At 47.1% G+C, this 20,874-nt stretch carries 19 protein-coding genes and 1 pseudogene; 2 read left to right on the top strand and 18 right to left on the bottom strand.

The window, feature by feature from the left end; all coding sequences use genetic code 11:
• From A1D16_RS12985 to A1D16_RS12945, 9 genes and pseudogenes are all read right to left on the bottom strand, one after another.
• Positions 1–459 (bottom strand): annotated as a pseudogene (locus A1D16_RS12985) (selenocysteine synthase); the annotation flags it as partial.
• Between the two features lie 17 nt (positions 460–476).
• The gene (locus A1D16_RS12980) at positions 477–938 is read right to left on the bottom strand and encodes a RidA family protein (protein ID WP_290710126.1); all 462 of its coding nucleotides are present in this window, start codon (positions 936–938) and stop codon (positions 477–479) included.
• Positions 939–949: 11 nt separating this feature from the next.
• Positions 950–1,870, bottom strand: coding sequence for an SMP-30/gluconolactonase/LRE family protein (locus A1D16_RS12975; RefSeq protein WP_290710124.1), 921 nt, complete (start codon positions 1,868–1,870; stop codon positions 950–952).
• Between the two features lie 47 nt (positions 1,871–1,917).
• Positions 1,918–2,730, bottom strand: coding sequence for a carbohydrate-binding family 9-like protein (locus A1D16_RS12970; protein WP_290710122.1), 813 nt, complete (start codon positions 2,728–2,730; stop codon positions 1,918–1,920).
• Positions 2,731–2,737: 7 nt separating this feature from the next.
• Positions 2,738–3,991: an amidohydrolase/deacetylase family metallohydrolase gene (locus A1D16_RS12965; RefSeq protein ID WP_290710120.1), complete on the bottom strand. Its 1,254-nt coding sequence runs from the start codon at positions 3,989–3,991 to the stop codon at positions 2,738–2,740.
• The gene (locus tag A1D16_RS12960; RefSeq protein WP_290710118.1) at positions 3,988–5,193 is read right to left on the bottom strand and encodes a selenocysteine synthase; all 1,206 of its coding nucleotides are present in this window, start codon (positions 5,191–5,193) and stop codon (positions 3,988–3,990) included. Before A1D16_RS12960 ends, A1D16_RS12965 begins: the two co-directional genes overlap by 4 nt.
• A gap of 25 nt (positions 5,194–5,218) precedes the next feature.
• On the bottom strand, positions 5,219–5,989 hold the full coding sequence (locus A1D16_RS12955; protein ID WP_290710116.1) for a DUF4974 domain-containing protein: 771 nt from the start codon (positions 5,987–5,989) through the stop codon (positions 5,219–5,221).
• Entirely contained in the window at positions 5,976–6,518 is a 543-nt protein-coding gene (locus A1D16_RS12950; RefSeq protein WP_290710114.1) for an RNA polymerase sigma-70 factor, read from the bottom strand. Before A1D16_RS12950 ends, A1D16_RS12955 begins: the two co-directional genes overlap by 14 nt.
• Positions 6,519–6,535: 17 nt before the next feature.
• Positions 6,536–8,272 (bottom strand): c-type cytochrome, encoded by a 1,737-nt coding sequence (locus tag A1D16_RS12945; protein ID WP_290710112.1) that lies wholly within the window; start codon positions 8,270–8,272, stop codon positions 6,536–6,538.
• 236 nt (positions 8,273–8,508) lie between these two features.
• Between A1D16_RS12945 and A1D16_RS12940 the strand changes: the two genes are divergently transcribed.
• Positions 8,509–9,255 (top strand): energy transducer TonB, encoded by a 747-nt coding sequence (locus tag A1D16_RS12940; protein WP_290710110.1) that lies wholly within the window; start codon positions 8,509–8,511, stop codon positions 9,253–9,255.
• A 57-nt stretch (positions 9,256–9,312) separates the two neighbouring features.
• Here the strand turns inward: A1D16_RS12940 and A1D16_RS12935 are convergent, their stop codons facing one another.
• From A1D16_RS12935 to A1D16_RS12910, 6 genes are all read right to left on the bottom strand, one after another.
• Positions 9,313–10,419, bottom strand: coding sequence for a 2-aminoethylphosphonate--pyruvate transaminase (locus A1D16_RS12935; protein WP_290710108.1), 1,107 nt, complete (start codon positions 10,417–10,419; stop codon positions 9,313–9,315).
• A gap of 11 nt (positions 10,420–10,430) precedes the next feature.
• On the bottom strand, positions 10,431–11,738 hold the full coding sequence (locus A1D16_RS12930; protein WP_290710106.1) for a DUF5690 family protein: 1,308 nt from the start codon (positions 11,736–11,738) through the stop codon (positions 10,431–10,433).
• Positions 11,739–11,748: 10 nt separating this feature from the next.
• A complete protein-coding gene (gene phnY / locus A1D16_RS12925) occupies positions 11,749–13,185 on the bottom strand; it encodes a phosphonoacetaldehyde dehydrogenase (protein ID WP_290710104.1) in 1,437 nt (478 codons plus the stop codon).
• A 9-nt stretch (positions 13,186–13,194) separates the two neighbouring features.
• Positions 13,195–14,433, bottom strand: coding sequence for a phosphonoacetate hydrolase (phnA, locus tag A1D16_RS12920; RefSeq protein ID WP_290710102.1), 1,239 nt, complete (start codon positions 14,431–14,433; stop codon positions 13,195–13,197).
• Positions 14,434–14,546: 113 nt separating this feature from the next.
• Complete coding sequence (locus A1D16_RS12915; RefSeq protein WP_290710100.1) at positions 14,547–15,125, bottom strand: XRE family transcriptional regulator; 579 nt, start codon at positions 15,123–15,125, stop codon at positions 14,547–14,549.
• An 8-nt stretch (positions 15,126–15,133) separates the two neighbouring features.
• A complete protein-coding gene (locus A1D16_RS12910) occupies positions 15,134–18,538 on the bottom strand; it encodes a HEAT repeat domain-containing protein (RefSeq protein ID WP_290710098.1) in 3,405 nt (1,134 codons plus the stop codon).
• A gap of 107 nt (positions 18,539–18,645) precedes the next feature.
• Here A1D16_RS12910 and A1D16_RS12905 point away from each other — a divergent pair, with 107 nt between their 5' ends.
• Positions 18,646–19,764: an SGNH/GDSL hydrolase family protein gene (locus A1D16_RS12905; protein ID WP_290710096.1), complete on the top strand. Its 1,119-nt coding sequence runs from the start codon at positions 18,646–18,648 to the stop codon at positions 19,762–19,764.
• A gap of 4 nt (positions 19,765–19,768) precedes the next feature.
• Here the strand turns inward: A1D16_RS12905 and A1D16_RS12900 are convergent, their stop codons facing one another.
• The 3 genes from A1D16_RS12900 to A1D16_RS12890 form a co-directional block, all read right to left on the bottom strand.
• Positions 19,769–19,945, bottom strand: coding sequence for a hypothetical protein (locus A1D16_RS12900; protein ID WP_290710094.1), 177 nt, complete (start codon positions 19,943–19,945; stop codon positions 19,769–19,771).
• 12 nt (positions 19,946–19,957) lie between these two features.
• Positions 19,958–20,293: a four-helix bundle copper-binding protein gene (locus A1D16_RS12895; RefSeq protein WP_290710092.1), complete on the bottom strand. Its 336-nt coding sequence runs from the start codon at positions 20,291–20,293 to the stop codon at positions 19,958–19,960.
• 40 nt (positions 20,294–20,333) lie between these two features.
• Positions 20,334–20,874, bottom strand: a 541-nt coding sequence (locus tag A1D16_RS12890) for a hypothetical protein (protein WP_290710090.1), incomplete at its 5' end; no start/stop codon positions are given.

The following is a 20,874-nucleotide window of genomic DNA, read 5'->3' as shown; positions in this document are numbered from 1 at the left end:
ATTGTATACTATATCATGTGCTTTCTGGCAGATTACTTCCGACTTCATACCCGTGCCTGCTAAATGGGGCAGTGCCTCCACTTTTTTCTGATCCATACCGGTTAAAATGCCCGCCAAACCCAGTGTCATGGCAGAAAAAGCACCGGATGTTACTACCGCCGATTCGGCATGTACCATTTTGGCAATGCGTTCACCGACTTTATCCTGCAATTCATCCAGCATACAGAAATGATCTGCGCCGTAATTGATAGCATCCAGTACATAATCGTGCATCAGGGAACCGGTCATATAGGTCAGGGTTCCGGTGGCATTGATAAATGTCCGTACGCCCAGCTCTTTGAACAGATCGCGCCTGGGCGCAGCAGCCGCACTAAATGGTGCCGCCAGGGCATCCATACCTCCAACCAGGCCGGTTACGGGCAACAGGCTGAGTCCTTTTAAAATATCCCTTCTTTTCATATAAGCAGTTGTTCAGGTTATTTGTATGCAATACAGTCAATTTCAACCAGTGAATCGCCGGGTACCCCCCCTTTGGCTACAGCTACTGTGGTACGAACCGGTGGATTTTTTCCAAAGCGGCCCATATACACTTCATTCATGGCTTTATAATCCGCTATATCGTTCAGGTAAACATTTACTTTCAGCACTTTTTCCATAGAAGAACCGGCTTTGATCAGTTCCTTTTCCAGCTCTTTCAATACATGATCCGTATGCGCTTTTACATCCCCGTCGAAATGGGCGCCTTTACCGGCAATAAACACCATTCCGTTATAAGAAGTGGAGCCGGAAAACAGGGGTACTCCCTGGAAATCGGTTACATTTTTTACTTCTTTTTCAGCTGCCTTGTTTTCTGCGGCTTTCGCCACAGCAGAAACGCCTGTTACTCCCAGCAGGGAAGCAAACAGCGATTTTAATACTGATCTTCTTTGTGTAGACATAGTTGTCGGTTTTATTTTTTAGAAGGATTATTTCGGGGCGTTTTAAATTCACGACCAGGAAACTCTACGCGGAATTGTTCAATATTTCCCTGGTCCTGCAAGGTTACATAAGCGGTACGGCCATCTGTTCCGCCAAACGCAATATTGGTTGGCCGCTTCCCGATCAGCGATATTTCTACCAGCTTGGTTCCATCCGGAGCCAGCATTACAACGGCTCCTTTTCCAAACCGGGTTATGTACAAATTCCCTTGCTGATCACAACGCATACCATCCATGCCATAATCGGGGAACTCGTAAAACAACTGTTTATTTTTTACTGAACCGTCGGGCGCCAGGTCATAGACCCATACTTTCCGTTGTACCGATTCATTTACGTAAAGCTTTTTATTATCCGGACTAACTTCCACCCCGTTGGCAGTTCCCAGGGTATCAAGTAAATGAACGCTTCCGTTCGGATCAATGCGCCAAAGTTTTCCCGTACCTTCTTTCCAGTTAGGATCACTGGCATATACTCGGTCGCGGTTGTCAATAGCCAGGTCATTCGGCTGATTCATTGTTGGCTCATGCGCCAGCAGTTTCAGTTTTTTCGTAGCCGGGTTTACCAACCATACATTATGCCCGGTATAATCTGCCAGTAACATCTGCCCCTTGCTGGTAAACCGGATCCCATTGGCAATGCTCCCCTCTGGCAGGGTAAGCCAAAGCGTGGCCTTACCGTTTGGCTGAACCTGACCGATGGTTCCCTGCTTTTCAAAATTTACGGCGTACAGGTTACCCTTAGCATCCACTGCCGGCCCTTCCACCCCGCTTGTAAAGGAGTTCACCGGCGTCAGGATCTCCGATTTATGCAATTGCTCAGGAGGCTGTGCCGCCAGGGTATGGGTTAACAGAACTGCTGCCAGAAAAGCCAATTTGGTATTGTTTAGTTTCATAGTATTCGTAGTAGGGAGTATAAAAACAGTAGGTTCCCCTAGTTTGGCTATTTTTTTATTTTATCAACAAAGCGTACATATCCCCAATATTCCGGTAAATGCAGGTTTACTGAACCCTGTGGCGCCCATACAAAATAAGCGGGTTGTTCCGCAGATTTGGTGGTTCCGGTTTTTTTCCGGTACACCCCTTCTGTTACGTCCAGCGCCCAGGTAACATGAGAAAAATTCATGCGCCATTCCTGTCCGGCTATGCTTGAATTGGGTAATATAGGTTTTAATGCAGCAAAGGGGATGGCTAGTTCCACCGCCCACCCTTTATCCCGGTCAGCGGGCTGGTTAAGTGTTCCATCCAGGTGAATGGCTTTTTTAAGGCCAGGCAAGTCAAAACTGCTAACCTGTTTTCCTCCATCCCGATAGGGCTTCGTGAGCAGCAGATCCCACACTGTGCCATAGGCGTTGATCTGTATCTCCGCATAGTTGTTCATGTCCCCGTCCGGATCCATAAAAATTTCCAGGGCGTGGTCCATAAAAACAGCAGCATCATGGGTTTGGAGGGTAGCCCATAAATCAGATTGCTCCAAACGGGCATATATATACAGATACACATCATCCCAACACAGTTTCAGTTTCGACTGTACGGTCGGCGCGTCGGGTCCACCTTTGATTTCACGAAAATCATCGGTAAAAGGAATGGATGACCAAACCAACTCCGTTGCATTCCCGTCGATCTGCATCTTTTCGCCGGTTCTGTAAGCGGTGTATACTGGCGGCGCTTTCATTTGCTGGGCCACTACCGGTACAGCACAAACGAAGCAAAGCCCTGCCAGGAACATATACTTCATTACCTGCTGAACTGCCATAAACTGCTTATTTGGAGTAAGATAACACAATTGGACGCGCAATTCCATTAAGATCGTATACAATTTTACCGGCCCGGATCGTCATTTCGCAAACCAGTTTATGCCGGGCTGTAATTTTTGTACCCGTACGATCCCAGAATCCATAGTCGCCGGGTGCCAGTTGCAATACAGCAATATCCGCTACGGAACCTACGGATAAATGGCCCAGTTCCTGGCGTTGAATAGCCTGTGCCGGGGCCCAGGTAGCTGCATTAATGACCGCTTTCAGGTCCATTTTCAGGGCAAGAAAAGTAGACATAACATTCAGCATATCTTTCATAGCACTGTTCATACTGCCAATGTGTAAATCCGTACTAATGGTATTGGGAAAAAAACCGGCTTTGGCAGCGGGAATAGCCTGTGAAAATGCAAAACTGGCCCCACCATATCCCACGTCAAATAATATCCCGGCGTCCTGTGCTTTTTTCACAAAGGGCTTTAGCTGCCTGGTTAGCGGGTCCACAATGGGTTCTCTCCGGGCCAGTTCGGTAAATGCATGGGTATAAATATCACCCGGACGAAGGTGTTTGAAAAACAGTTCCTCGATGGACAAAGGCGGGTGATCTCCTCCGCCAAAATCTATAATTACGGGTAGCCTGGCCAGCTTACCCGCTTCCACCGCCCTGTCTACCGGAATCCATTCCGCTGGTTCGTAATGGGCTACTTTAAAGCCCACAATCAGGTCGGGGTACTGGCGGGCAACGGCTGCGGCCATACGCGCATTCATATCAGTCGTATCCTGTTCCCAGGCACCTCCCCGCATCCCCTCGCCAACTATATTCAGAAAGGAAAGTACCCTGGTAATACTATGATCAATGATATTCTGTTTAAACAGTGGAAAATTTTTCCAGCCTGCTCCCCCGCAATCCACTGCGGTGGTAACTCCATTGCGCAGGGTAAACCCATCGGGTGCTACGGCTACCAGTCCATTGCTCAGGTAATGATCAGGCGCTGTTCCAAAAAAATGATGTCCGTGAATATCGATCAAACCCGGCACAACCAGCATACCCGCAGCCAGCACCACCTGTTTTGCACCGGTAGTATCCAATTGTTTTTGTATAGCTGCAATTTTTCCATCGCGGATTCCAATATCCATTACCTGGTCAATGCCGTTTTTAGGATCAATTACCCGCCCTCCCTTGATCAGGACAGAATAAGGCTGCGCATACCCCGGCAGTATGCCTGCCATCCACCAGCAAGCTACCAGCAGTAGATACTTCATACTACATTGTTTAGTTCTTTCAGTATATGATTGGCCACGATCTTATATTCGCCTTCCCGCAGCATAAATACGGTTAGGCTGATGCCCTTTTCATTGCTCAAAACTTCAATAGAAGGGCTGCCATTTCTTAATGCCAGTTGCAACTCAGCGGGTTTAATGCGCAGCCGGGTAGGGGCCCACTGAATTTGTAAAGTAGGGGTATGATTGGCCAGCGGTGGAATTACCAGCTCGGTTGTTACACCTGCCCGTTTTTGCACTGTAGTGGCGATAAAATTCACCTGGTCCATCCAGCTTTTCCATTCTTTAGCATGGTCTATACTGGTGTATTTTTCCAGGGCTGCCAGCATGCCTACCACTTCTTCCTTATTCACTTTCATGCCTCTTCCAATGGTACCTCCCCTGGGCGGCGCACTTAAGCGGGCTGCTTTTATAAGGTCTTTGCGGCCCATCAGTATGCCGGCACTCTGCGGACCTCTCAATGCTTTTCCGCCGGAGATGCATACCAGGTCAAATCCCATTTCATTAAAGCGCCAGAGGTTTTCCACCGGGGGTACGTCCGCCGCAATATCAATCATGGTAGGGATAGCCCGTTTTTTTCCGGCAGCCACCCATTGTTCATGCGAAATTTTACCCAGGTTAGCATGCGCATTTAAAAACCAGAGCAGCGCGGTTTGGTCATTAATGCGTGCATCGAGCTCGTCCAGCGTTTCTATTTCCACAATACGTACGCCTGTATTGGTAAGCGCATGTACATACCCGCTATTATGCGTTTTTTGTACAAGCACCTCTGATTTCATTCCATCCAGCCTGGGTAATTGGGCTATTTTTTTGGGATCTGTGCCGGTTAATACCCCTGCCATTCCCAGCACCATGGCCGACCAGCAACCGGCAGTAACGGTTGCCGCTTCCGCTTTACAGATCTGTGCAATCCGCTCACCCACTTTATCCTGTACTTCATCAAGCATTACATAGGATTTAGATACGGCATTGATAGCCTCCATTACCTCGGGGTACATCAGGGAAGCTGTCATAGCGGTATAGGTTCCGGCTGCATTAATGAAAGAGCGAAGGCCGAGCTCTTTTATATAATCTTTCCCCGCCGGGGTTTTATCAGGTGCTGCCAGGGCAGGCAATCCACTTACGGTTAAACCCGCTCCCAGTGGAGCTACCGATATATATTTCAACAGGTCCCTTCTTTTCATAGTAAATTATTTTAGCAGCAGATGATTATGTTCTTGCACTGATCAATACTTTTTTACCCTGAATACTGGCTTCAAACAAACCCGAGGACACCAGCAACTGCAGCACCATTTTCAGATTTAACCCGGTAGATATAAATCCTGAAAACTGTTGTTGCGGTACTACCCCCGCAAACTGGAAATCCATTTTATACGTGCGGGTTAATGCTGCCAACAGCCCTTTCATATCCGCTTCTTCAAAAACCAGGAACTGCTGATCATCTGCAGCCGGTAATTGAGTACTCAATTGCGGGGCATCCAGGGGAACAGATTCAAACCGCAGGTACCCTTCGTCGGTGGTATTTACACAACTGGCAAAAGCAACCGATTTCATCGAATTTTCCGGGGCCTGTACATAAAATGCAGCCAGCATAGATGGAGGTAATTCTTCCTGCACCCGTAGGCTGGCTTCTGTGCAACGATGTACGAGGGAAGCGGGTTTCAGGTAAAAATATACGGAGGAGGCAAAGAGCAATACAAAACATCCGATGGCAATTTGCCGAATCCAGTTGATACCCGGCCTAACTGCCGGTACTATATCTTCTTTTAATCTTTGCTGCAAAGCCAGCAACTGTAGTTCTTTGCGTTGCTGCAGATCGTCCGTTTCATTCAACAGCAAATTCTCTTCCTCCGTCCGCTTAATGGTTTCCAGTAACCACATAGAAGCAGCTTCGTCGAGCTCTCCTTTGAGGAAGCGGTCAATGATTGATATGAAAGAAGGTTGTTCCAGTTGCCTGTATTTTTGCTTAGGTAAAGCCAAGTGAATAGCGCAGTTCGCGCAAGGCCTTGGTTAAATGATTTTCTACTGTTTTTGGAGATATCTGCAGTAACACCGCTATTTCTTTATGACTAAGCTGTTCTTCCCTGCTTAGTTTGTAGACCTGTTTACATTTGGAAGAAAGCTGGTTAACAATTGAATTAACATGATCCAGCAATTCTTTCTGCTCTATCTGTTCCTGGCTGCTTACCAGTTGGTATTGTTTTTCAAGGGCTGACAATGCCTCTGCCGGAATTTTCCCCGATTTAATTTTCCGAATTACTTCATAGCGTACAGAAGCTGCCAGGTAGGCACTGAACGATACCGTAATTTTCAGTTCCTGGCGGTTGTTCCAGATACGGACAAATATCTCCTGGATGATGTCTTCACAGGCAGGCTGATCTTTCAACAGTGCAAAAGCTTTCTGGTACATAAATGCCCAATAGCGATTGTATAAAATCGCCAGGGCTTCTTCATTGTTATTGCGAAGCCGGCTCAGCAGTTCTTCATCCTGAATGGTTGCTTCCCCCATGTAATTGGTTTTAATCGTTATTTGGCGCCTGAACGGGTATTTATTTCTTTCCGCTGTTCCTGTACTTCTTCAATGGATACTGCACTTGCATTATTTCCGAAACTCTGCCTGATATACGTCAGCACCTGGGCAATTTCAGCATCGGGCAAAAACCGGTGTTGCGGCATATTGGAATTATAGGGTTTTCCATTCACTTCTATCGGTCCATCCATACCCATTAATACCAGCTTTATCAGCCTGGCTTTATCACCTGTTACCCAATCGGTATTATTCAGGGGCGGAAACCGGTTTCCATCTCCCTGCCCGTTTTTCTGGTGACAGCCGCTGCAATAACGATTGTAGATCTTTTCGCTATTGGATACCATGCCTGCTTCAAGATCGTCTTTTTTTACATCCGGTGTTCGAATATGGGCCAGAACTTTTCGGGCTTCCATGGCCGCCAGTTGCTTTTTGCCGAATTTCTTTTTACCGGTATAAAGTACCCGCCATATTTTACCCTGTTCCGTATCACTTAGGTAGAGAGAGCCATCCGGGCCCACGCTCATGCCCATAGGCCGGTAGCGCGCATTGTTAACATTAATGATCGGATCCACTTCCGCAAAACCATCTGCAAACACTTCCCATTCACCGGTGGGTTTGTTATTTTTAAAGGGTACAAATACGATTATATAACCCGATTGCGGGTAGGGAGCCCTGTTGGTAGAACCATGAAAAGCAATAAATGCCCCGTTCTTATAATGCTCCGGAAATTGATTGCCCGTGTAAAAAAGAATATCGTTTGGCGCCCAATGCCCGGGAAATCCGATCAGGGGATTCACATATTTCCCCGAACTGTCGGCAATTTTTCCATTTCCACCATATTCCGGCGACAGGATCCGCTTTCCTACCAGTTGATTGTAATAATAATAGGGCCAGCCCGCATCGTCGCCTTCCTTTATTTTTAGAAATTCCTCGGAAGGAAGCAAGGCACTTTCCCAGGGCGTATAAATATCGGGGTAAAGGCGATACAGGTCATCCCTGCCATGGTGTACTACATAAAGTGCATCATCGGCCATATTCCAGTCCATACCCACAATACTGCGCAATCCAGTAGCATAACGCACCCCGTCTTTTTGGGTTTGATTGAGTTTATTGGCATCAAATTTCCAAACACCTCCATGGTCGTCTAACCAGGGACAAGGATTTATACCCGGCGAACCCGGTACCCGGTTTTTTTCCTGGCAGTTGTTATTGGGCGCGCCAAATGCCACGTAAATATTGCCCTTTTTATCAAACGTAACAGGTTTGGCAATATGCTCATGCCGGCCATGAGGGTGGTCATCTATTACCACCGTTTCAATGGGGCCGGTTGGCACCAGTTGCGCCGGGTCCAGCTTTTGCCGAAATACATTTAATTCAGAACTGAAATAGATATACCCGTTGTATACCCGCATGGCAGTGCCATAACTACCACGATCCTGGTAATCGCCAAATTTAACCAGTTGATCGGCCTTGCCATCCTTATCGGTATCACGGATGGCCATATTACCGCCAATGCTATCGGGAAAACGAAGTTTCACGTAAATATCGCCGTTGGTATTTACGGCAATATGTCGCGCTTTCTCGCGCAAACTATCTACCACTACCAATGCCTCAAATCCTTCCGGCAAAAATAGTCCGCCATTATCCGGATCTGCAACAGGTTGTAATAAAGGAAGTGTGCTGGAAGATAATACCAGCAGCAATACCAATCCGAGCAATTTAAAGCGCCTCATATCGGGGGAGCAATTTAGTTTTGGAACAACCTTTCCTGCTTATGTTACAGAACCATCCATTTTGTAATCAGGAATCAGGAAGTTCCTGTAAAAAAGCAGGTAATCCATTCAAAGAGTCTAAAACCACCGCATCCCCCATTCTTTGTTCTCAAAAATCTTTTACTCATCTATTGTATTGAGCTGACAGCTTTATTATATTACAACAAATTTTTATTACTTCCATCAATCACCAGATCATGCGGCTTCTCCCTTTTTTATTACTCTTCCTTTCTACGGGCAGTGCGGCGCAGCAGTATTATGCCGGCAAAAAAACCGCTATCCGTTTTACAGACCGGTCGGGTGAAAAAATAAAAGAAGAAGAGGCAGACCTGCTCATTGCCGTTACCAAGGTAAACGATACCCTGTTTAGAAAAGACGTGTACAAAGCTTATGGCCCTTTAGAAGTGAGCCATTCGTACAAAACCAACAACCTGGATGAATTACATGGCCGTACCATCGAATACAAAAAAAACGGGCTTGCAGATCAGTTTGGTTTTTACCTAAACGGCCAGAAAGAAGGCGAATGGCTATTGGTGAACGACAGTGGAAGAATTTATAAAAAACAGTATTTTTTACAGGGAAAACTTACTAAAACGGAAGAGGTTCAACGGCCTGCAATGGATTCCTCCAAGCCATTAGGCGATGAATTTGAAGCCCAGTTTACCGGTGGCTTTGAAGCCTGGAGAAATTACCTGCAAACCAATATGAACTACCCGAAAAAAGCTATTAAACTGGAAATAACAGGCACCGTTACGATTTCCTTTATCGTAAACAAAGACGGTACTGTCAACTATCCATTCCCCTATCGCTCCGTTTATTATTACCTCGATATGGAAGCCCTTCGTCTTATTGAAAACTCCCCTGCCTGGAAACCGGCATACCAAAACAACCAGCCGGTTGCTTCCTTTTTTTTACAGGGCATCAGCTTTAAACTATCTAATTAATGCCCTAAGGGTAACCTGCTGGTTGCTTTCTGCCTGGCCATTTTGGCCCTGCTGGTATTATACCGTAATCTGCTGCTCTTTCAGTACTTCTTTGATGGCGTTTAGAAGGGCTTCAATATCTTTCGGGAACAGGTAACCGATATTGCCAATACGGAAGGCATCCATCAGGCTCAGTTTACCGGGGTAGATTACCAGTCCCCGATCACTTAATGCCCGGTAAAATTGCATGAAATCAAAATTGGGATCCTGTGGGTATAAAAATGAGCTGATGATATGCCCCTGGATGGAATGGTCGAGATAGTACTTAAAACCCATCTCCTGCATGCCTTTATCCAGCATGGCTTTGTTTTTCTTGTAGCGGGCTTCCCGCGCAGCTATGCCGCCTTCGGCGTCCAGTTCACGAATAGCCTGGCGAAAAGCCAACAAACTATGCGTAGGCGGTGTAAACCGGAATTGTCCGTTTTTACCAAGCCCGTTCCACTGGTCATAAAGATCAAGACTTAAACTACGGGCATTGCCTTCCGCTTTCAATAAGGCGCTTTTTTTACACAGCACAAAAGAAAAGCCGGGCACGCCTTCGATGCATTTATTGGAAGAAGACACCAGGAAATCGATGTGCAGGGCTTTCATATCCATTACTACGCCACCGAAACTACTCATCGCATCCACAATAAATACCTTACCCTGCTCCTTACAAAGAGCGCCGATAGCAGCAATAGGGTTAAATAAACCGGTGGTGGTTTCGGAGTGTATACAGGCCACCTGTGTTATTGCCGGATCCTGCTTCAATAAATCTGCCACCACTGCAGGCTCCACAATTTCATTTTCCGGGAAGTTATGCACCACATAGTTCAATCCATGTACTTTGGCCATTTTTACGATCCGTTCGCCATAAGCCCCGTTCACCAATACCAGTAATTTATCGTTTTTGCCCACTACAGAACTGATAACAGATTCAACGCCGAAAGTACCAGACCCCTGCATTAATACAGATTCATAGCCCATCTCTTCCGATACAAAAGCCAGGCGAAGCAGTTCGGAACGAATATCTTTAACCACCTGAATAAATTCATCATCTCTTGAACCCAGGTCACGCAGCATGGCTTGCTTTACGGTAGGAGAAGTAGACAGCGGACCCGGTGTAAACAATAGTTTATCTTTCATTGCTTGTAGATTTAATAGATAGAAAAATCTTGAAGTTTTTTGGTAATAGGACTTTGAATACCCAGTTTACGATTAAAGAAAACAGACAATACCACTAACAAAACCAGGCAAAACAGGGTGGTAAAATAACTGAAATGCAGTAATACCTTACTCCACTGCAGATCACGCATAAAAAATTGTTTATAGAGCAATAAACCTACACTGCCCAGGTAACCGATGGAATCACAGATATAGATAAAAAAACCCGCATTGGCCTTTAATTTAAACAGCGCAATGATCCGTTCAAACACCGCTACCTGTATAGGTATATAGGCAAGAAACAAGCCCATTCCCAGTAACAGCATCCATGTGTAGGGCTCAATAAGTTTATACTGAAAAAGCAGGGAAGCAAGCCCACTTAGCAATATCCCAAATCCCATCAGTTGCAGGGTTAGCCAAAACCCTTTGATATTGTTCCGGAAAAAGGACAGAGAACCTACCAATATGATTACCACCGCGCCCGTAATTAGCTCGGTTTGACTGAACACGGTAATATCGCGGGTTGGTTGAATTTCTTCCCATATCTCTACCGAGAAATTATCCCGAAAATCGCGCAGGGTAGCCAGCAGCGAGTAGAGTGCTACCATGGAACCGATGCCCCAACCAAGATGCCGCATTACTGCTTTTTTATCTTCATGGGTCATTGGCAGGCGCTCTACCCGCAATAATTTATCGGTATCGGAAGGCGGTGGAATCTTGGACAGCATCCAAACGAAAAACAAAAAAAGCGGCAGAAAAATAACCCCTATAAAAGCAGGCATCCAGAATTCTGAAATACCCGGAAAAATCCGCACAATAAACAGGTAAATAGTTTTCAGGATACCAGAAGAAACGATCAGGCTGATGCTTAATCCCATGCCCAGTGTTTCGGTAAATCTTCTACCCTCGAGGTAACTGAACACAATACCCCATACCATACCCAGGGGCAGCCCGTTAAAAAATAGAAAAATGAAATTATACGGGGCAGGTACCATTCCAAAACCTACCAGGCTTATTTCAGCAATGCCGATCAAACTTATAATCAGGACAATTCTCCGGGAAGCTGCCAGTTCAGAAATTACTTTAATGCCGAGGAACTTTGACAACATATACCCCAGTACCTGGGCAATAATCAATACGGCTTTATAATTCATGCCCATCCATTCCATACCGGCATACGTGCCGGCATTAAAAGGTTTTCTGAATGCGTACACGCAGAAATAAGCACCAAAGGCCGCCACCATGGACCAGGCAATAAACAGGAAACGGGAGCTTTCGAGTTTTTGGGTTAAAGCATTCATGCGTTCTTGTTTACCAGGGCAAAGAGTGGGTTTTTACATAACTGAAACATTTCATCGCTTCAATTACGCCCTCTTTAATTCCCAAACCAGAATCCTTTACGCCCCCGAAAGGAGAAGATTCAATCCGGTAACCAGGCACTTCATTGATATTAACTGTGCCCATCCTTAATTCTTTCACAAAGCGTATGGCATGGGCCATATTATTGGTAACAACGCCCGACGATAAGCCAAATGCGGTTGAATTGCTGATAGCGATGGCTTCCTCAACAGTATTAAACTTAATAACCGGCGCCAGGGGACCAAAAGATTCCTGCACCACCATGCGTGCATGATTCGGCACATTTGAAATTACCGTAGGCTCCAGCAGGGCACCGGTTCTTTTGCCACCAAATTCCAGTTTAGCGCCTAAGGCAATAGCTTCCTTGGTTACGGTTTCCAGGTAAATAGCGGATGCTTCGTCGATTACCGTACCTACTATGGTTGATTCATCGGCCGGATCGCCGGATTTATAGTCAGCGGCCTTTTTTACCAGTTTTTCTACAAATACATCGTAGATAGAAGCCTGCACCAGGATGCGTTTTACGGCCGTACAACGTTGTCCGCTATTTTTGAAAGAACCTTCTGCAGCCAGTGTTACTGCCAGGTCCAGGTCCGCATCTTCCAGTACAATCAACGGATCATTTCCGCCGAGTTCCAGAATTACTTTTTTATAACCGGCCGTTGCAGCTATATGTTTTCCCACAGCCACACTTCCGGTAAAAGAAACCAGCTCTACCTGTGGATGTTGCACCAGCGGTTCAGCAATTTCTTTCGTGGGGCCCAACAATACACTTAACATGTAAGCGGGCAACCCGGCTTCGTACAAAAGTTCTACCAGTTTAATGGCCGTAAGAGGCGTTTTTTCTGATGGCTTCAGAATAACCGGTGTACCCATAGCAATAGCCGGGATGATTTTATGCACCACCTGGTTCAGCGGATGATTAAAAGGGGTAATGCACACTGCCAGTGTAAGCGGTTCTCGCTGCGTAAAAATTTTCCGGGCTTTGCCGTTGGGAGAAATATCACAACTGAAAACCTGCCCATCGTCTTTCAGGGTTTCCATGGCGGCAAACATCAGCACATCGTGTGCCCGGCCTGTTTCATAACGGCCATCGCGTATGCAAAGCCCGGCTTCAGCACTGATCAGTTGCGCAAATGCTTCTTTGCGCTCCATCAATAACAACCTGGCTTTATCAATAATAGAGTAGCGTTCGTACCGGGTTAACTTTTTGCCGCCTTTAAGGGCTACGGCAACAGCTCTTTCGGCATCTTCCGCCCCAGCCAAACTTACACGGCCTACTACGCGATTATCATAAGGAGATCGTACTTCATGAAATTTACCGGAATCGATTTTCTGGCCATCGATATAACAAAACCAATCCATCACCGGTGTTGTATTTACACTCATAAAATTTGTTTAAACGATGGTACCATTAATGGTGAAGTCAAAAATGTCAAAATTGCGGGGATCTCCACCTGCTTTCAGGCGATAGGCGGGTGTCAGCGGATGAGACAGTACCATTGGCACCATTTCTTCATAGCGGCCGCCATGCGAACGCAGGGTACCATCCAGCGCAGCCAGGTCGTGATAGGAAGCTTTTCTTCCCAGCACTACATCTCTTCCCCCCAGCACTACGAGGTCGCCAATGCGGTCGGCTGGCTGCTCCAGCAAATGGGCTGCCATGGCGCGATCGTATACTTCGGTTATACCCGGCTGTTGCATCAGCCATGTTTTAACAGCTTCCAGTTGGTCGAGCGCATCCAGGTGCACTACCACATAAGAACCCAGCGCCCCGTGGTGTTTTACATAAGGATCGGTAATGGGACAAATAACCCGGAACCCCAGATCACCAAATTGCTGCTCCAGTATTTCCTCTACAAAAATTACGTTGGGCGAACCGTCTGCTTTCACTTTGGCATTCATGCCATGATCAGCCGTAGCACCTACTACCGCACCCAGTTCCAGCAGCTCGCCGATGAGGCGATCCTGTGCTTCGTAAAAATCAAGTGATTCCGGAGCTTCCTGCGCATAAGTATGCTGCATATAATCGGTAAAGGACAGGTAAAGAAAATCTGCCAATCCCTGTTTAATAAACGCCACCCCGGCTTTTAATACAAACAAACTGGCATCAGCGCTGTAAATAGCCGGTGTTGCAGCGCCTACAATTGCTTCTACATTTTCTATGCCATGGGTATCCAGTTTCGCCTGGTTGGCTTTTTCGGCAGAGATGGCAATCCCCTTCATTTCATGTGATAAAATATCGCGTAGTTTTTCCTTGGCAGTTACTACGGCCACTTTTCTGCCCGCATTGGCCGCTGCCGCCAGTATCGTGGAAGAACGCAGGTAAGAAGCTGAATTCATCATCACTTCCTGCTTCAATTGGGGATCGTATAAGTAGTTACCACAAATACCGTGTACAGCGGGGGACACACCTGTTACAATGGAGGAATTATTTACATTGGTAAACGAAGGCAGGGCACCGCGTACCATTCCCCGGTAACCAAAACGGGTCATTTTTTGCATAGTAGGCATGCGGCCATGTGCCATGGTTGTATCCAGGTATTCATCCGCTGAACCGTCCATACAAATCACCACAATTGGCTTGGCAGGTGGATTGTAGGTACGCCCATTCAACGTAAAGGGAGTGGTATTCATTTGAACTTGTTTAGTAGTATAAAACTTTTTGTTTAGTATAAATATACAGCAAATAAACAAAAAGCTTTTGAATAAGCAAGTTTTTTTCCTGTTAGGGAATTATTAAGGAAGGGTTACTTATTGATAAAAAAGTAGATTACCAGCATCAGGGTATCAGATTTACCCGGGTTGGAAAGCCGGTGGCCGAGGCGGCCATCAAAAAATATAGAATCGCCCTGCTCCAGGCGGTATTCATACCCGTCGATTTCGTAGTGCAGGCTTCCTTGTATAATGTATTTAAATTCGTAGGCTTCTGTGTGTACGGTTTTTTTTCGGCTGGCGCCTTTTTCCAAAGTCAGTAATACTATATCTGTACTGCCTCCAGCCAGGGTGCGGGTCAGTATCCGCTCGTACCGGAAGCCTTTATCCGATTCTTTCTGGATGGGTTTATAATCACTTTGCCGGATAATCAGCACGCCGCTTTGCCCGGCGGCTGATTTGAGCTCATTAAAAAAATCAGGCAGGTTAATTTCCAATGCAAGAATCACTTTCATCAGCACTGGCAAGGAAGGGATTGCCCGGTTGTTTTCGACCTGTGAAATCAATCCCTTACTTACCTCTGCCCGGTCGGCTAATTCCTGGACCGTAATATTTTTTGCTTTTCGAACTTCTTTAATCTTATTGCTTATCTGGATGATCAGGTCTTCTTGCATATGTCAAATTACAATTCTGCAAGGAAACTTACCACATCGCGGATTTCTTTTTTACTAAGAATTTCGCCCATATTCGGCATACTGGAAGCCGCATCTATGCGTTTTTCTACCAGTGTTTTTTCAAATTTCTCCGGTGCCGCATCGCCCGATTTTACAAGTAGGTATGTCGCTTTATCTTCTAGCAGAATTCCTGAAATGGTTTTGCCACCTTTCAGTTTAAGGGTTACCATTCCATAACCCGGCGCCAGCCTGGCTCCTGGGTTTACCAATGCTTCCAGGAGCTGCATACGACTAATACGTTTAGACACATCGTTCAGGCGTGGACCTGCATTGCCACCATAATCATCAATCGCATGGCAACGGATACACTGGGCCGCCTGGTTTCCGTAAAAAATCCGTCGGCCTTTTTCCGGTTGTCCGCCATACAGCGCCGCTGAAAATTTCGCCAATTCATTGCCCTGGTCAATTTTTGCCAGGATCTGCTTAAGCTTATCTTTCAATACCGGGGCGCCAGTACTGTCTATAGCATCTTCGAGTTCAATACGGATTTCCGGCGAAAGTTTTCCCTGTTCCAGTTTAGCGAGCTGTTCTTCAAATACGGGTTGTGAATTAGTTACAGGAACTGTTCCCAATGTCAGCAGGGCTGCCTGTTTTTCTTCGGTTGACCGGGTATTGATTACTTCGGCCAGCAGTTTGGTCATCAGGTCGGCAGGCAGCGGTGTTTTACCCAGCAGGTCGATCCCCGCAACCCGTACTTCTTTCTCTTTATCTGATAATGCCTGGCGGATGGCATCGCCCATCGTTTCTACTTTTAATGCGGCCAGCGAAAGCAGTGCTTCGCGGCGTACTTTGCTATCCTTATCGGTCTGCAGCACTTTGCTCAAAACGGGCGCCGCCGCGCTGATTTCGAGTTTACTGACCGCCTTTGCAGCGGCCATACGAACCGTGGGATCCTTATCCGTTAATAATGCTATCAAGGGTTGTTCGGCCTGGGTCCTTACGGGAGCAGGGGCTCTTTCCACTTTTCCCCTGAGGCGGCCGTCTACCCTGTCGAGTACCGATGGTTTTATCCAGGTACTGAGGGCATTCAGGGCCTCTACCCGCAGTACGGCCGGCTTATCCGTGGCGGCCGCATAGGTCAGAAGGTTTTTGAGCGCGCTTTCGGTACCTACCCGCAGGTTCGCATTGATTGCGCGGCGAACCAGGGCTTCATTTTTAAAGCGGGTACTTACCAAAAGATCACCAAGTGCGGGCAATGCTTTCGGAATAGAAAGATCATCGTTAATAGCACGGGCTGTTTCGGTAACAATAAACTCATCCGGGTCGGCCAGGAAAACGCTGATGCCCGGATCTTCCATCCGCCGTAATGCCACTACTGCCGCAATCCGTACTGCCCTGGAGGCGTCTTTTGCCAGGGCCAGCACCGGGGCGGCCTTACCGATTCTTGCCAATGCCAGGCTACCGGCATGCCGGAGATAAACGTCTTCTTCATTATTGGCCCGCAGCATATCAATGATCGGCTGAACAGCCGGAGCATAAGCTATGCGACCCAATGCTTCCGCGGCAAAAAAACGGGCCCTGCCGTAGTTATCTTTCAATAAGGGAAGTAAGGCATCGCCCGCTGCTTTGTACCGGATATCGCCCAGCCATTTAGCCACCTGGCTGCGGATTTCCGGGTCTGCATCTTTCAGATAAGGAACCAGTACCGCAGCCTGCTGCGCATCTTTTCTGCCCAGTTGAGCAATGCCCCAAATTGCGTGTACCCGGGCTAATTGCCGGTTGGTTTGTTTAAGTTCCTGTTCAAAAACCGGCCGGGAAGCATTGCCTCTTTTAGCCAGTTCAAACTGTGCTTTCATACGTACCCGCATATCTTCATGCCCCAATAACAGCGCCAGCGCCTCGGGCTTTTGTTTACTGAAATCAGCCGCTAATAATTCTTTGGTTTGTTTGCGCAGGGCAGTGGCGGCATCAGCGGCATCGTCCAGCTTCCAGATACGACCAAATAAACCCGTTCCCCAGCCATCGATCCAGTCGGCTATGTACAAGGCGCCATCCGGACCAAAATCTAACCCGGTAGGAAGAATTCCACCTACTATTTTTTTAGTAGTTCCTAATTCAAAACCGGCGCCCTTAGGGGTTAGGGTAAAACCGTGCACCCCCGATCCTGCCGCATTGCCTACAAACTCTGCTACAAAAAAATGGTTCTTATACTGCGGTCCCATTGCGGTACCGGGATTGTATACAAAACCAGCCGGACCGCTTACATAATTGGTGATACAGGGCGTTATGTACGCGGCCTGCCCCTCCCAGCGGGGCAGGTACATTTTTTCATCCATCCAAACTTTGTAGGTATTGTTATCGGGGTCGTTGTATTTTCCATACTGCCAGTTAGAACGCCAACCGGCATCTGACCCATTTACGATATAAACCAGGCGTTCTCTTTCCCCGGCATGGTCACCATCATTGTCTTCACTTACCAGGTTTCCGTATTGATCAAAGGCAAATTCATGTGTATTGCGCAGTCCGGCCGCAAAGATCTCAAAATCACTGCCGTCTGGATTTGAACGGGCAATTACACCGCTGTTGGGGTATTCCCATTTGGTGCCATCCGGTCCTTTTCCGTTGAACCCGATATCTCCGATCTGCCAGTAAATTTTTCCGTCTGGTCCCATTTCCACGCCCGACATGCCATGCCCGCTGAACCCGATATGAATGCCATAGCCAGTAGAAATGGCCGTTTTTTCATCCGGAATGCCATCACCATTTTTATCGCGCATCCGCCATAGATCGGGGGCTACTGCTACATACATATCGTTGCCATCTACCAGCACGCCACCGGCCACATCTGTTACTTCATCATGAAAATCATCTACTACCAACTGAGAGCGGTCTGCTACGCCGTCACCATTGGTATCGTCTAGCCGGAAAATATTTTCCTTCTCAATGGTAAGGTCGCGCCAGTCTCTTGAGCTATCGCCGTTTACATCTTTAAGCCAGCCGTTTCTGGCGCTGTTCTCCGGTGATAATTCCTCGTGCAGAAATTTTCGTCTATCCTCTACCGTTTGAAGTGAAATGGAAGCAATTTCCCAGTCGCGGTGGCCACGGATATCAAACTCCGAGTTTACCTGCCGGTTTGTTTTGTTATAATACACGCGCCCCTGATCATCAATATCAATGGCAATTGGAGAAATTACCAGCGAATCTATGCCCCATAAAGACATGCTCAGGTTCGATCCACTATCTACCGTTGGCTTAATTAAACGCGCTACCGAATCGGCAAACCGGCTGGTATACGCAGGATCAAAAGATTTTGGTGGATTGTTTTTTTCAGCGGCTTCTTTACAGGAAAAAAGCAGGGTCAGTGCACCTGCAACTAGGCAACCGTATTTCATTCGTTGTACTTTGTTGGTCATGTAGGAATAGATGTAAAAATTACGCTTTTTAGCGGGAGCTGCAAAGAACCGGCACAGTAAGATAAAATATAGGTAGAAATCGTGCAGTTATATCTAATTTCGACCGCATGAAAGCCTTTTTTTTCCTGCTATTGAATGCCTTCCTGTTTGCTGAAGGATTGGTTGCCCAGGCCCAAACCAACCCGCCGATGATTTGGCATAACCCTGCCCTGGCTGAAAAAGCGGTGGTCGAAGGCCGGCTTTGGCAAACCGGGCTCAACCAGTTCTATGACCGTTTACCTGCCAAAGCAACCGGGCTGGTTCGGACCGAAGTAATGAACCTGGCGCATAATTCAGCGGGCACCTATATCCGCTTTCATACCAGTGCAAAAAAAATCAGTATCCGCTATCAGGTATCCGGCGGATTACAGTTTCCGCACATGCCGGCAACCGGGGTGAGCGGGGTGGATCTTTATGCACAGGAAATATCCGGCAACTGGCAATGGGTACGCGGCCGCTACCAGTTTGGAGATACCATTCGTTATGATTTTCCTTCCATAGATTCAACCGTTCGCGTGCGTGAATACAGGTTGTACCTGCCCCTGTACAATACCGTTAGATGGATGGAAATTGGCGTACCGGAGAACCAGCCCTTGCAATGGGCAGCCCCCGAAACAGCGGCCCCGATTATCTTGTACGGCACGTCTATTTTGCAGGGTGCCTGCGCCAGCAGAGCAGGCCTTGCCTGGACAAATATCCTGGGAAGAAACCTTTCAACCCCTTTGGTGAACCTGGGTTTTTCCGGTAATGGAAGAATGGAAAAAGAGCTGATTGACCTGATCGCAGAGCATCCCGCCAAACTGGTGGTGTTGGACTGTATGCCCAACCTCAGTGATCTTGACCTCTACCCAAAGGAAGAGTTATTGAAGCGATATCGATATGCCGTGGAAACCATTCGCAAAACCAATCCAAACCTGCCACTTATCCTAACCGAGCATTGTTGTGGTTTACCCGGCACCAATATGGACCTGGGACAAAGGGCCGGTTTTGCTACAGCCAGTATTACCGTTGCGGAAATTTATCAGGCCCTGGTAAAAGAGGGTTTTAAAAACCTGCATTTGTTAACAGCAACCGCCATTGGATTTGATAAGGAAAGTACGGTAGACGGGGTACACCCCAACGATATCGGCATGCTGAAATACGCGCGTGCTTATGAGCAATTGATAAAGAAGATCCTGTGGCGTTAAGGGCTCAGGCTTTCTTTGCGGGGTTCTTTTCCGGGTATCCGTCTTTTGATTCCTGAAAACTCCCCATCTGCTCATTCTGCTCATCGCGGTAAGAAGGAGTGGGTTTGGTAAAGTAGGAAGTCTTGCGGCGCGCGCTTCTTTTCCGGCTTTTAAGCGTTTTATGTTCGGAGCTTTGTTTCATAATACGTAAGATTTAAGCCAGCAACTGCCGGCATTCCTCGGCACAATGTTTACAAAGAGTAGCTGTTTCCTGGCAATGGTCATGGGAATGTTTTTCGCATTCAGCAGCACAGGATTCACAAACCTCAGCACAAAGGCTTAACAGGGTAAACACGAAGGGACTTTGCATGGCCAGCAAATCGGCCGTTGTTTTGGAAACGCTGGCTGCTTCCATATTAAGTTGTATACAGTTGCGCATAGCTTCCAGGCTGGATTCTTTTAAACAACTGGCCGCACAGTATTCTGTAGCAGCGTAGGCCCGTAAACAGGCTTCAACGCAGGCTTTGTATTTTACATGAAGATTATCCATAAGGTTTTTACCCTTATTTTAAAAAAACCCTGCCATCACTTCAGGCAGGCTTGAAGGTATTGGCTGTTATGGGGTTTAGCAGCGATTGGAATAATTCCAGCAATTTTTCAGTATTGGAATTGAGGGATAGAATAACCATATTGGCTGCTGAATAATAATACTTTAACAAACGTTCCGGCTTTTGACCGGTGAAAAACCATTTCCATCTGCACTGGCTGCTTTCCAGGTAAGCATCCAAGCTCGCCAGGCCTTTACAAAACTGCGGATCGGGCAAATCCAGTTCGCCGCCCATAAAAAACAACTGGCCGGTTTTATTGGCAGGCAGCTGTTGCAGCAGTTCGGGCAGTAATTGAATAGTAGTGGTAGCCTGTTGAAAATCGTCCTTCACCAACAGCATATAGTCGTTGGAAGGGATGCCGAGTGCCTGCCTGGCCATATTTCGATCCAGCGGCGTAAAATTCAGGGTGCGGTAATCGCGCTGTTCACCGGTTATAAAATGGGTATCTCCCAGCATAAAGGAGCCGGGTAAGGCAAGACTGGCTTCATTGGATATAATGGCGTTGTTTCTCATACCCGTTGAA

This window comes from Flavihumibacter sp. CACIAM 22H1 (assembly GCF_001601815.1).
Taxonomy (GTDB): domain Bacteria; phylum Bacteroidota; class Bacteroidia; order Chitinophagales; family Chitinophagaceae; genus Flavihumibacter.
Note: the sequence above shows the minus strand (reverse complement) of the source record. Positions and strands in the feature narration are given on the sequence as shown.